Here is a 13234-nt window from a genome sequence, read left to right as displayed (position 1 = left end):
CTTCACCGACCACCATTAGAAAGCCTGCTTTTTAGCAGGCTTTCGTCGTTTTAGAGTTTATTACATAGCTTGGTCGACAATACTTCAAAGGATTTGGACCCAAGTGGGGGTCGCCTGAAGTTAGAATATAGCTCTTCACCAACCGCGATTTAAAGCCCCAGTCGAAAGACTGGGGCTTTTTTGCATTTTAGCCACTCTATTTTCCTCCATATTAGCTGAGAATGGCTAGCCAGAAGATTTCTATCAGCAGAATCTCGCTTTGCGTATGAATTGTAAGGTTGGTGCAGATTTTGGTGCTTTAGACCACCCATGATCCCAGAGCTTTTCGCGCAGATAAAATAAACCCCAGCTCAATGTCTGGGGTTGTGATTTTCTTAATCCGCTGTTGTTATTGGGCGAGTGTTTTCAGGATTTCCTTTAGCTCGACGGTTTCTCGGATTTCAAAGTTCGGCGTTATCTCTGTTGGATTACTTGCGCCAGTCGCATTCACCCACACACTCAAAATACCCATGTTGTTTGCGCCTGCGATGTCTGCTGCTAGAGAGTCACCGATGTGTAAGGCTTCTTCTGGTTTGATGTCGACAAGATTCAAGGCTTTTTGGAATATGCTGGCCGCTGGTTTTTCTTCTGGCTCTTCGCCACCCACAATAATATGGTCCACCCATTCATCCATTTGTGTTGCTTTCAATTTGGGGTGCTGCGAGAAAATTGGACCGTTAGTGATCACGACGAGTTTGTAGTGCTTACGTAGATCCGTCAGCATTTCTTTTACGCCAGGGAAGAAAGTGAACGCGCCCATACGTGCTGAATCAAAATAGTGTTGCGCTTGCTGAGCTTGCTCTGCATCGATGTGGATGCCGTTCTCCGCCAAAATCGTTTGGATCAGACCACAGCGAAAAGCATTTTCGTCTGGAAGAAGAGCAACCAGCTGAGGAAACTCTGCGTTGAGCTTTTTATATACCCCTTGCAAGTAGCGTTGTAAGAATGCTTGAGGATCAGAGACTTGTGGATACGTTTGTTGAATCCAGGCAGCAAATTTTTGCCCTGCAGCTTTGTCTGCTTGGGATGTGCCACATAACGTCTCGTCCATATCAAAAAAAATCGCTTTAAGCACAGGGGCTCCTTTCATTCGCTACTTAGTCATTAGTCACTGGCGTCGAAAGCCTATTATCCCACTCTAAATCGCATCGTAAAGAGGCAATCCGTCAGCAAATTGTGCAGTTTCGTTTACGCTTAAGTGATGCTGTTCTTTTGGCTTAATCATTAAACCGCATAACGGGCGCATAATCGCAACTTTGAGGAGGTTTCCTCTGTTTTGTTGTGGTGCTCACGTTTTAGCCTTAGGCGAAGCCGGTTAACTTTGGTTTTTTATGTTTGCCGACTATTTTGTTAGTAACATTTTATGCCGAAAAATCGCTTTTGGTACGATATATTGTTTGGTAAATGTTAATAATCGCACATGAATAGTGTGGTTATAGTGTGAGGTGATGTTGTGCCTATATTTAGAGCATTTTTCTAGTTTTAATGGTGCATGGCGCACAAAAATGGGGTGATATGAAAGTGGTTAAATACTTGTTAATGCATTTTTATTCGCTCATTGTGCGTGTATTCAATGTTTTTACGGCGGAATATACTTTAATTGTTGCTTTTTTGTGTGATTTTTGCCAAATTGTTTCCGCATTAAGATTTCAGAGTATTATTCTGAATTTGAACGGATTCATTCAGGTGATGAATGGCACGGGCTTTCCCAGTGCAATTCGATACCACAGACAAGGCAGTAGAGGTCTGAAATGTCACTATTAGAGGTGAAAAACCTTCGTATTGAGTATCCATCCCGACACGGCGTTCACGCGGCCGTGAAATCACTTTCGTTTAATATTGAACGAGGCGAAATCGTGGGTGTTGTTGGCGAATCCGGTGCGGGTAAGTCCACCGTTGGTAACGCCGTTATCGATTTGCTGAGCCCTCCGGGACGCGTTGCCAGTGGCGATGTCTTTTTGGATGGTGAAAAAATCTCTGGCTTAACACCAGAAGCGATGCGTAAGGTGCGTGGCTCGAAGATTGGTTTTATCTTCCAAGACCCTATGACCTCTCTTAACCCTTTGTTTACGGTTGAGCAGCAGCTAAAAGAAACCATTCATGCCAACATGAAAGTGTCTGACGACGAGGCGTATCAACGCGCGTTGTCTCTGATGCAGCAAGTCGGCATCCCTCAGCCTGAAAACCGTCTTAAACAGTATCCTCACCAGTTTTCTGGTGGTATGCGTCAGCGTGTGGTTATCGCGATCGCTTTGGCTGGTGAGCCAGATCTGATCATCGCCGATGAGCCAACCACGGCACTGGACGTATCAATCCAAGACCAAATCCTGAATCTTATCCGTGAGTTGTGTATCCAGAACAATGTTGGTTGTATGTTGGTTACGCACGACATGGGGGTGGTTTCAAACGTTACAGACCGCGTGGCGGTAATGTACCGTGGCGATCTTGTTGAGTTTGGGCCAACGGCAAAAGTGTTGGGCAACCCAGATCACCCATACACGCGCAGCTTGATTTCGGCGGTTCCTCGCTCAGACAGAAAGCTCGATCGTTTCCCTCTGGTGAGTTACATCGAAGAAGCGACAGAAATGAAGTCGCTGGACATCAAGAACCACTGGCTGGGTCAAAGCCAAGATCAGCGCGAGTACACTGGCCCGTTGTTGGATGTGAAAAACGTCAACCTAAGGTTTGTGACTAAGGACTCTTTGTTTGAAAGCCGCCGTGAGTACGTGCAGGCTTCGAACAATGTGAGTTTTGAGGTGCACGAAGGTGAGACGTTTGGTCTGGTGGGTGAGTCAGGTTCGGGTAAGTCGACCATCGCGCGCGTGATTGCTGGTTTGTATGAGCCAAACTCTGGCCAAGTGAAATTTGAAGGCATCGATCTCACGGCGATGAAGTCGGAAAAAGAGCGTCGTCCGATGCGACGTCAAATGCAGATGGTGTTCCAAAACCCATACACGTCTATGAACCCTCGTATGAAGGTGGCAGACATTATTGCCGAGCCAATTCGTTTCCATAAACTCACCAAGAATGAAGCAGAAACACGTCAAATCGTGAATGATTTGCTTGATCATGTTGGTTTGGGTCGCATGGCTGGCGTGAAATATCCTCATGAATTCTCTGGTGGTCAGCGTCAGCGTATTTCGATTGCGCGTGCCCTGGCAACTCGTCCTCGACTTTTGATTTGTGATGAACCGACATCAGCGTTGGATGTGTCGGTACAGGCACAAATTCTGAACTTGCTAAAAGATCTGCAAAGTGAACTGAACCTAACGATGTTGTTTATCAGTCACGATTTACCGGTGATTCGTCAGATGTGTGACCGAGTAGGTGTAATGCAGATGGGCACGTTATTGGAAGTCGCGCCTACCGAGCAGCTCTTTACTGCTCCACAGCACGAATACAGCAAAAAATTGATCTCTCTGATGCCTGAATTTACGGGCTTGCGAGAAGAAATCAAAACGGCATAAACCAAGTATTTCGCTTGGCTGATCTTTAGTCATTATAAAGACGCAAACACAATAACAAGGGATCCGGATCCCCGCATGAAGGAGTTATGCAAATGAAAACCATGAAAAGCAAATTAGCAGTGGCGCTAATGGCTGCGGGCCTTAGTTTTAATGCGCTAGCAGCAGATATTAAAGTTGGCTACGCTGCTGACCCAGTATCGCTTGACCCGCATGAGCAGTTGTCTGGCGGTACACTGCAAATGTCACACATGGTATTTGACCCTCTAGTTCGTTTCACTCAAACAATGGACTTCGAACCTCGTCTAGCAGAAAGCTGGGAACGTGTTAACGACACAACGGTACGCTTCAAACTGCGTGAAGGCGTGAAGTTCCACTCTGGTAACTCGCTAACAGCGGATGATGTGGTGTGGACATTTGAGCGTCTACAAAGCTCTCCAGACTTTAAAGCGATCTTCGACCCGTACGAGAAAATCGTAAAAGTGGATGACTACACGTTCGATTTGGTTACTAAAGGTCCATACCCACTTGTTCTGCAAACGGCGACGTACATCTTCCCTATGGACAGCAAGTTCTACTCAGGTAAGACAGAAGACGGCAAAGACAAGTCTGAACTAGTGAAGCACGGTAACTCATTTGCATCGACTCACGTTTCCGGTACTGGCCCATTCATCGTGACATCACGTGAACAAGGCGTAAAAGTGGAATTTGAACGCTTCAAAGATTACTGGGATAAAGCGTCGAAAGGTAACGTTGATAAGCTAACGCTAGTACCAATCAAAGAAGACGCGACTCGTGTGGCTGCGCTTCTTTCTGGTGGCGTCGATATGATTCACCCAGTAGCGCCAAACGATCACCAACGTGTGAAAGATGCGAAAGGCATCGATCTCGTGACACTACCTGGTACGCGAATCATCACGTTCCAAATGAACCAAAACAGCAATGAAGCGTTGAAAGACGTGCGCGTTCGTCAAGCTATCGTGCATGCGATCAACAACGAAGGCATCGTGAAGAAAATCATGAAAGGTTTCGCGACAGCTGCTGGTCAGCAAAGCCCTGCGGGTTACGTTGGCCACAACGAAAAACTGGTTCCTCGCTACGATCTGAAGAAAGCTAAAGAGCTGATGAAAGAAGCGGGCTACGAGAACGGCTTTGCCCTAACTATGATTGCGCCAAACAACCGTTACGTGAACGATGCAAAAGTTGCACAGGCTGCGGCGGCAATGTTGTCTAAGATTGGTATTAAGGTTGATCTGAAAACCATGCCAAAAGCGCAATACTGGCCAGAGTTTGATAAGTGTGCGGGTGACATGCTGATGATCGGTTGGCACTCAGACACTGAAGACTCTGCGAACTTCAACGAGTTCCTAACAATGACTCGTAACGAAGAGACAGGTCGTGGTCAGTACAACTGTGGTTACTACTCAAACCCAGAAATGGACAAAATTGTAGAAGCAGCGAACGTGGAAACGGATCCAGCGAAACGTGCAGAAATGCTAAAAGGCGTTGAAGCGACGCTTTACAACGACGCAGCATTTGTACCGCTACACTGGCAAAGTGAAGCGTGGGGCGCGAAGTCTAACGTGAAAGCAGCAGACATTGTGAACCCAATGGTTATGCCTTACTTCGGTGACCTAGTGGTTGAATAATCACATGATGTAGTTAGAAGGAGGGGACGTATTCCCTCCTTCATGAGCTTCTCTCAAGGAATGCTTGATGAGGCTCATCACTCAGCTCAGTTTTGTTTCAGTCGGATTGAGCGAGTTTTACAGACTGAATTTTCTCTCTAAATTTAGAGATCTATGGATAGTTAAGGGGCAAGGAATGTTTTCGTTTCTGGTCAAGCGCCTGTTTCAGGCACTGATAGTGATGTTTGTGATCAGTTTGGTGGCGTTTGCCATTCAGGACAACCTGGGTGACCCGCTGCGTGAGCTTGTAGGTCAGTCGGTTTCAGAGTCGGAGCGTCAAGCGCTGCGTGATGAACTGGGCCTGAACGATCCCTTTATCACAAAGTACACTCGCTTTGTCGGTAATGCACTGCAAGGTGATTTAGGTACGTCTTACTTTTTCAAGCGCCCAGCGGTTGAGGTTATTCTTGATAAGCTGGTGGCGACACTAGAGCTCGTGTTTGGCGCAACGCTCATCATTATTGTTTTATCGATACCACTTGGGGTGTACTCCGCGATTCACCCGAAAAGTATCTTCACCAAATTTGTCATGGCGATGAGTAGCGTCGGCATCTCGATTCCGGTGTTCCTGACGGCGATCATGCTGATGTACGTCTTCTCCATAGAGCTTGGTTGGCTGCCTTCCTACGGGCGGGGCGAGACTGTCAACGTGCTCGGTTGGGAATCTGGCTTCTTTACCATTGATGGTATCAAGCACCTGATCTTGCCGTGTATTGCGCTGGCATCGATCATGTTGCCGCTGTTTATCCGTCTGGTTCGTTCAGAAATGCTGGAAGTACTGAGTTCGGAATACATCAAGTTCGCTAAGGCTAAAGGCCTGAACTTACAAAAGATTTATTACCAACATGCACTTAAGAACACCATGCTACCGGTACTGACGGTAGGTGGCGTGCAAATTGGTACCATGGTGGCCTACACCATCCTCACAGAAACCGTGTTCCAATGGCCGGGCACTGGCTTCCTTTTCCTAGAGGCGATTAACCGTGTTGATACACCGTTAATCACAGCCTACGTAATCTTTGTTGGTCTGATCTTCGTGGTAACCAATACCATCGTTGACTTGCTGTACGGCATCATCAACCCAACTGTGAACCTAACTGGAAAAGGAGCTTAATCATGAGCCAAACCAATACTCCTGCTGCTCCTTCAGCCGTTCCATCTGCGTGGGAGCGCTTTAAAAACTCGGATTTCTTGTACTACTTCAAGCGCGACAAAGTGGCGATGGCGAGTTTTACGGTGTTTCTGATGTTCTTGGTGCTGGCACTGGCGGCGCCAATTCTGGCACCAACTGACCCGTACGATCTGACATCTATCGATATCATGGATTCAGAATTACCACCATCTTGGATGGACGGCGGTGAAGAACGCTTTGTGCTCGGTACCGATGAGCAAGGCCGTGATATTTTATCGACCATTCTTTACGGCTCTCGTTTGTCGCTGACGATCGGTTTTCTGGCGGTCGGTCTACAGCTTGTACTGGGCATCATCATTGGTTTGTCGGCAGGCTACTTCGGTGGTCGTATCGATAGCTTCTTGATGCGTTTTGCAGATGTGCAGTTGTCGTTTTCAACTATGATGGTAGCGATCATCGTCTCGGCCATTTTCAAAGCCAGCTTTGGCAGCGATTTTTACAGCCAATACGCGGTCGTGATGCTGGTGGTGATCATCGGTGTGGCTGAATGGCCACAGTACGCGCGTACGATTCGTGCATCGGTACTGGCAGAGAAGAAGAAAGAATACGTAGAAGCGGCACGCGTGATGGGCTTTAAAGCTCCACGCATCATGTTCCGCCATATTTTGCCGAACTGTTTGTCACCAATCTTGGTTATCTCAACCGTTCAGGTGGCCAACGCCATCATGTCGGAAGCGGCGCTGTCGTTCCTAGGCTTGGGTCTGCCTGTTGACCAACCATCTTTGGGCGCGTTGATCAGCATCGGCTTTAACTACATCTTCTCTGGTGCTTGGTGGATTACAGCCTTCCCAGGTATTGTGCTAGTTACTTTGGTACTGGTTATTAACCTTCTGGGTGACTGGTTACGCGATGTATTTAACCCGAAACTGTACAAAGGTTAAGAATTTAGACATAGAGCATTGTTAAATCGCTCATTTCCTTCCTAAACTGAGAGCCGGATGCAATTCCGGCTCTTTTTTTGCTAGTTATTCTTTATTCACATTTTTTTGGCGCTTTGCCGCCATAATGACCTTACCCACTAGTTCAGAGTGAAGCGTATGGAAATGAAGAAGGCACACCTCTTATCACGCATTGTCCAATCAGGCCTCAGCTTAGGAGGGCTATTGCTGTGCGCCCAATTTTCAGCCCCGGTACTGGCCGATGACTTTCTTTGTCAGGCGACTCAAGCGAGCGACAAAGAACTGCCGATGCTAGAGAAAAGTTGCCCAATCGGTCAGGGTGTTTGGGGAAAGAAAGTGCCGCAAGGAGGCAATGATTTCTATTGGATTCAATGTGGCTTGCTGCCTAAACCAATGCCACTTGCTAAAGCCAAACCCATTTACAGCAAAATCACCACCGATGTTTGGATGAAGCCCGAAACAAAGGGCTATCGTTGTCTTATTGGGCCTTATACAGAATTTTCTAAAGCGTCTGCTGATTTGCGAGGAGTCAAAACCTTGTCGAACTATCGCGAGGCATTTATTCGTGTGGTTGGCAAAGGGAGTGACAACACCGTGAAGCAAACGCAGCCGTCATCAAAGCCGACTCCTGTCGCCAAACCAAACGTCGCCCCGAAGCCTGTTGCGCCAGTCGTGGCCAGTCGTCCAGATACCGAGGCGTTTAAAGCTTCTGCGACAAAAACGACAGCGCAGCCAGTTACGGCAAAAGAGCCGAAACCGAGCACGACAACAAAACCGGTAGCGAAAGCAAAACCAACACCGAGCGTAAAAGACAATGGAGAGGTGGAAGTGCGCTTGCGAGCGTCTCTACATGGCAAAACGTATGTCGTGCCTTACCTGTTAGATAATCAGTTTTATATGGAATATGGTAAGCCGTGGAATCGACTCAACTACGAAAGCTCGCAACAGATTTGTCAGCAGTTGGGCATGTCGCTCGCCACGGCGACTGAATTTAAAGCGTTGCGAGATTCTGGTGTGATGGAGAAGAACAAATGGCCGCTGCAATTGCCGTATTGGGGTAAAGATAAGAAAGGCTTGTTTGCCGATCGAGAGCCAAATCAGTTAACCGGCACGTCGTTGTTGAATGTGATGTGTGTGAAGTAGCGGTTGTTCATCCTTAATGTATTCATACATTTTAGGACGAAACATGCTTGTCAAAACGAAGAAAGCCCCGCGATGCGGGGCTTTAGATTTCTTGGCCTAAGGGATTATTCGTTATCGCCTTCGCCAGTCCATTCGATATTAAATTTCACTGCTTCAATGTACTCTGCATTTTTATCATTAGCATAACCGATGAAGCTGTAGATATTCTTTACATCTAAGCTTTGAATCTGAGACAGATCAAAGTAGATGCTTGCATAGTCATACTCTTCGTCTGTAATCGTATTACAGCTGCCACCGATGTAATGTTGGCTGTACGGCGTGGTTAGATCATTGCCAGAGAACGTAAAACTTTTGTAGAACTCGTCGATGGTATCGCAACTAAAGTCTTTGCCTTCTACATCAAAATTTATGTAGGCCTTGTAACCTTGAGAGCCCTCAACTAACGCAAAACTTACCATGCCGAGATCGTAAACATTATCTTGTTCTGCTGGTAGGTAAATGTAGCCAAAGCGTTTGTCGTAGCTATCATCTGATTTCACTTGAATGCGAGATTCTGCATTAGCAGCATCTGCGAAGTACGTGTAGCGTTCTGCCTTCTCGTCTAATGCGATAGGGCGTTGAACGATAGTTTTTGCGCCTTTTGCAAGTTCGTCGGCATTACCAGCAACGTCAACTTCAAAAGACTCAGTCAGTGACTCGCCATCTTCTTCGAATTGGAATGTTGCGATCAGACGACCGTTTTCTACTTTGTACGTCGCTTGCTCCTTTTGTGTGTCTGCGTCAGTACATTCTGTGCGGTTTTCTGAGCTGCGAACGTTGCCGTAAACAACACCACCTTCAAACTTGATTGATTCACACCATACGCGAGAGTAGTCAAACTCATCGTTATCATCACCATCATCAGAGCCGTGCTCTAGGTAGTACCAAGTTTTACCTTCTAATGGGTGAGCCGTTGGTGGTGGCGTAACGCCTTCTTTTACTTCTGGCATGCTGAGTGCAATCTGCACCGCAGTATGACCATCTGTTGCGCTAATGGTAAGTGCTGCACCAGATTCACCAGCTTTTGTCGGTGTGCCTTTAATGGTGATAATCGCATTGCCATCTTCAATTGCTGTTAGGCCTTCAATGCCTACGTAGTCCGCTGAGTAGTCGGTGATCTGACCGTCTTTATCTTGGAACAAACCAGAAACATCGAGCGTTTGTTCAAACAGTTCGCCCTGTTGTAGGTACCAGCCATCAACAATGGATTGCAGGCGAGCTTGCTCTGCTTCAACAACCATTGGTGGTAAGTTTGCAGATTCGATTTCGATTTCGAATACTGTGCTCACAGTTGATAGCACATCCCCGTTAGAGTTTTTGTCCTGCGCCGTTAGAACAATCTCAAAATCACCGGATTTTTCTACGATCGCGGTTGGGTGTAGAACAATTAGGTTACCAACTTGCTCAACTTCAATGCCTGTGCCCGCTAAATTATGCGTCAGTTTTGTGCTCACAAGGCTTTGGTCTTTGTCTTTGAAAAGACCTTCGATGTCTAGCTCAACGCCATCAAATGCGGCACCTTTTACGATTTTTGGTAGCTTATCCAGTTTATCTTCAGCTGCGTCTTCTACGGTTTCGTTGACGGTTAGCTTGTTGTTGACTACCGTTTCAGGCGCTAAGTTGTCGCTATTCGGCGTGCTATCAGTGATGACTGGACGTAGGCTCGGGTCATTGATGTTTTCGCCAGACGCGACAAGACGATCCACTTCTTGGTTTGCCGCTTGAGCAAACTCAGTCGCTTTCTTCTCGTAATTTGTTGGGTTTTGCGCTTTAGATTCTGTCAGAATCTGAGCGGTTTTATGTAGTTCGGCGTTTTTTGTCGCACCTTCAACAAAGTCACTGTACAGATCAATCGGAGCTTCCTCTGAGCCTCCCAATGCTTTGTTTACGTTTGCTTTCGCGTCTTCTTCAGTAATTGAAGGGTCTTTTGCCATTTCAATCGCCACAAGGTCCGTGATAGGTGAGATCACGTTAGACGATGATGGTGCGCGGAATACGATTTCGTGCGCCATAGCTTGGCTTGGGTGGTCCATATCTACGGTGTAGGTGCCAGCGTATTTCTTGGCATCCAAGGCGATAAGTTGTTTCTGTTTCGCACCGTTTGGAACGAGAGTTTGCAGTGCTAAAGTTTTTCCTGGTTTAGCGGCCAGTGTAAGCTGACCTTTCTCATCGGTCAGACCAAGAATAGATTCTTGAGTGTCCCATTGACCGTTGTTGTTCGTGTCTTCAAAAACAACTGCATTTTTGAAGTAGCCGTCAAAACCTGTGATCACAACACCGTTGCTTGCACTGCTTGAACCGCTATCTGAACCGCCACAGCCTGTAAGAGCGATAGCCACTGACGCTGCTAATAAACTCACCTTATTCATTATTCATTTGTCCTTGTTCGTTTCCGAATGAGAAAGTCGCTTTTTTTATTGTTGTTTTTCTTAAATCTCACTAGTGAGATTTAAGAAAGTTGTGTCTTTTTAATCACTATTGAGTAAGTGTTCAAGACACGAAAAACCGCATAAAACCCGTAAAATTTATTTGAGTTTTTTGTCGATGAGGAAGGAAATGAGACTTTGATCACGGTTCCACTTTTTGTTTTTAGTGATTTAATAGTCAAAATAACATTATGTATTTTAAGTGGTTATTTTTTGTTGCTTGAGCGTAACGGCTTTGGGCTGTGATAAATCATATTGATTTTAAATTCTTCAACGCGATCAGCCAGTTCAGGCTTTGGACGCAAAATGTAGCTGTACACCTCGCCATCAAGTAGTTCGTCGTAAGGCGAGTAGCTCAGATCAAATGCTAACGATTGTTGTCTGGTCGTGGGGTTACTAATGTATTCGTAGCAGTCAATTAGGTAAGTCGGATCGTAGGGGTTAGGATCGGAGATGATGTCGACCTGATAGTCTCCTTGACCAGCAATGACATGGCTGCCGTACCAGATGGCGACATCAGCACAATACAAGTTTGGATTGTAAGTGCGTAAGTTGAGATCGGAATCGATGCTTTCACCATGAGGACCAATGACTTGAGTTCCATGGTGATAAATATAATTGCCAATTTCAGCCACGAGATAATCGCCGTTTGGGCGAGGTAGCAAATAGTCAAAAAAGGATATCTGGTATAAATATCGTCCTATCGGTGCGTTGATGCGTTTTTCCATCGATTGCTTGTTCTTTTGCATGGTATAGCTTTCGAATTGTTTGCCATCAAACACGGTGGTGAAATAGTTCTGAGTCTCTTTATGAACCTGAGATGGGTACACCTTTTTGGTGGTCCAGATTTGACGAGCACCATTTGCGCTAACAATCAACGAGTCATCACTGATTTTATAATGGCCCACTTTTTTTAGTGCTCCCTTTTCTGGGCATAAGCGCTCAAAATACACTTCTTCGTTTTCAAACTGAAATGCTTCGCAATACACCACTTCATACGCGTACGCGATACCGCCAAGGTTTTGTGTGGTTTCGAGGCGATACACAATGTCACCGACCAAAGGATGGTCGGTGTTGTTTTGCTCTTCTTTAACGACTGGCAATTCAAAACGGGTCGTGACCCAGGCGTAATCTTCTTCACCATGATGATTGTCACGAGCTGCCACGGCTAAGTAAGTGGTTTGGTCGATTTCTTCTGGCGCACCTTGTACCACGATTTGGCCTTGGTTGAGCACCTGAAGACCATTGGCGTTTTCTAACCAGATCCGAGTTGTGAGCAGGTCACCATCGGGGTCTTCAAACAATTGGTTCAGGCTTAACGAATTGCTGATCGGCTTGTTTTGCGTCAGCTCCCAACCATAAATGATGGTTTGCAGTTGCTGTTCGACCGATAGATTGATGATGGGTTTGCTGTTGTTCGCCGCATCAACCTTGGGTTGTGGTGTCACCGCCGTCAGATCGTAAGGGTAGTAACCATCAAACGTATCGAAAGGGTTCTCGGCGACGTTTTGTTGATCGAATGGGGTGGCATTAAGCACAGCATCTAAATCGAGAGAGCTCGAGCCATCCAACGCCGATGTTGTGAGCGCCTGCTTCACCTCAATTAACGACGTACGTTCACCATAGTGATGTTGGCTTTTTCTTTTATCGACAGGAGAGCTGTTTAAAGAGCTGGCCGCAGACGCCATGTTGCTCTCGTCACTTAACAAGTAAACGCCCAATAAACCGGCGCCGATCGCGCCGATAATCCACAGTTTCTTGGTCATGATTTATGCGTGTGCCATTCTTGATTGCAGCCAGCTGCGTGAGAACTTGAGGTCTTTTTCGATCAGACTTGCGCTGCACTCTAGCAGTTCGCTGATCTCCTGGTTCTTCATGCCCATCAGGTATTTGAGTTTTAAGGCGCTCGATTGACGTGGGTAGCGTGTGCTAAAGCTATCTAAGGCTTTGTCCATGATGATCAACTGCTCAAAGCGGTCTTCTTCGTCCTTCATCAGCGTGATGTGCTGGCGTTTTTGCGCTTGGTGTGAGCGGGCGTTGTCGATCAATATTTGGCGCATGACTTTAGCGGCCATTAAGAAAAAATCACGCTTGGTGGCGATTTCACTCATGTCGCAGTTTGACATCTTTAGGTAAGCATCATGAATCAATGCGGTGGTGCTGTTGACGCTGTCTGCCAATACCATGTTGTCGGTGCCGTATTTTTCGGCGTTGCGCTCACGTTCTTGTTGGGCGATTTTACGCAGTTGCAAATAAGCGAATTGGTACAGCTCGCTTTCGGCTTGTTTGTTGCCAGACTGCCACTGCTGAATAATGTGGGTTAGGGCTGAAGTCGTTGCCATGG

9 protein-coding genes are annotated in these 13234 nt (G+C 46.6%); 5 read left to right on the top strand and 4 right to left on the bottom strand.

Going from position 1 to position 13234, the window contains the following annotated elements; genetic code table 11:
• Positions 1–388 precede the first annotated feature (388 nt).
• Positions 389–1114, bottom strand: coding sequence for an HAD family hydrolase (locus OU793_RS04730; RefSeq protein ID WP_005496615.1), 726 nt, complete (start codon positions 1112–1114; stop codon positions 389–391).
• A gap of 676 nt (positions 1115–1790) precedes the next feature.
• Between OU793_RS04730 and OU793_RS04725 the strand changes: the two genes are divergently transcribed.
• The 5 genes from OU793_RS04725 to OU793_RS04705 all read left to right on the top strand — a co-directional run bounded on the left by OU793_RS04725 (position 1791) and on the right by OU793_RS04705 (position 8425).
• Positions 1791–3506, top strand: a complete 1716-nt coding sequence (locus OU793_RS04725) for an ABC transporter ATP-binding protein (protein ID WP_005455179.1) — start codon at positions 1791–1793, stop codon at positions 3504–3506.
• 92 nt (positions 3507–3598) lie between these two features.
• A complete protein-coding gene (locus OU793_RS04720) occupies positions 3599–5152 on the top strand; it encodes an ABC transporter substrate-binding protein (RefSeq protein WP_005478744.1) in 1554 nt (517 codons plus the stop codon).
• A 175-nt stretch (positions 5153–5327) separates the two neighbouring features.
• Positions 5328–6305 (top strand): ABC transporter permease, encoded by a 978-nt coding sequence (locus OU793_RS04715; protein ID WP_005455219.1) that lies wholly within the window; start codon positions 5328–5330, stop codon positions 6303–6305.
• Between the two features lie 2 nt (positions 6306–6307).
• Positions 6308–7264, top strand: coding sequence for an ABC transporter permease (locus OU793_RS04710; RefSeq protein ID WP_005455202.1), 957 nt, complete (start codon positions 6308–6310; stop codon positions 7262–7264).
• 156 nt (positions 7265–7420) lie between these two features.
• Entirely contained in the window at positions 7421–8425 is a 1005-nt protein-coding gene (locus OU793_RS04705; RefSeq protein ID WP_140103256.1) for an SPOR domain-containing protein, read from the top strand.
• Positions 8426–8529: 104 nt separating this feature from the next.
• Here the strand turns inward: OU793_RS04705 and OU793_RS04700 are convergent, their stop codons facing one another.
• The 3 genes from OU793_RS04700 to OU793_RS04690 form a co-directional block, all read right to left on the bottom strand.
• Positions 8530–10833, bottom strand: a complete 2304-nt coding sequence (locus OU793_RS04700; protein ID WP_140103255.1) for a hypothetical protein — start codon at positions 10831–10833, stop codon at positions 8530–8532.
• Between the two features lie 263 nt (positions 10834–11096).
• Positions 11097–12656, bottom strand: coding sequence for a hypothetical protein (locus OU793_RS04695; protein ID WP_274647730.1), 1560 nt, complete (start codon positions 12654–12656; stop codon positions 11097–11099).
• Between the two features lie 3 nt (positions 12657–12659).
• Positions 12660–13232, bottom strand: coding sequence for a sigma-70 family RNA polymerase sigma factor (locus tag OU793_RS04690; RefSeq protein WP_005455178.1), 573 nt, complete (start codon positions 13230–13232; stop codon positions 12660–12662).
• Positions 13233–13234 lie beyond the last annotated feature (2 nt).

Source organism: Vibrio sp. VP6 (assembly GCF_028823755.1).
GTDB classification, from domain to species: domain Bacteria; phylum Pseudomonadota; class Gammaproteobacteria; order Enterobacterales; family Vibrionaceae; genus Vibrio; species Vibrio parahaemolyticus.
Note: the sequence above shows the minus strand (reverse complement) of the source record. Positions and strands in the feature narration are given on the sequence as shown.

Bases quoted from the DNA above. Each gene is read 5' to 3' on its own strand.
- OU793_RS04715 (WP_005455219.1), top strand. From the start codon at position 5,328: ATGTTTTCGTTTCTGGTCAAGCGCCTGTTTCAGGCACTGATAGTGATG.
- OU793_RS04725 (WP_005455179.1), top strand. From the start codon at position 1,791: ATGTCACTATTAGAGGTGAAAAACCTTCGTATTGAGTATCCATCCCGA.
- OU793_RS04720 (WP_005478744.1), top strand. From the start codon at position 3,599: ATGAAAACCATGAAAAGCAAATTAGCAGTGGCGCTAATGGCTGCGGGC.
- OU793_RS04710 (WP_005455202.1), top strand. From the start codon at position 6,308: ATGAGCCAAACCAATACTCCTGCTGCTCCTTCAGCCGTTCCATCTGCG.
- OU793_RS04700 (WP_140103255.1), bottom strand. From the start codon at position 10,833: ATGAATAAGGTGAGTTTATTAGCAGCGTCAGTGGCTATCGCTCTTACA.
- OU793_RS04690 (WP_005455178.1), bottom strand. From the start codon at position 13,232: ATGGCAACGACTTCAGCCCTAACCCACATTATTCAGCAGTGGCAGTCT.
- OU793_RS04695 (WP_274647730.1), bottom strand. From the start codon at position 12,656: ATGACCAAGAAACTGTGGATTATCGGCGCGATCGGCGCCGGTTTATTG.
- OU793_RS04705 (WP_140103256.1), top strand. From the start codon at position 7,421: ATGGAAATGAAGAAGGCACACCTCTTATCACGCATTGTCCAATCAGGC.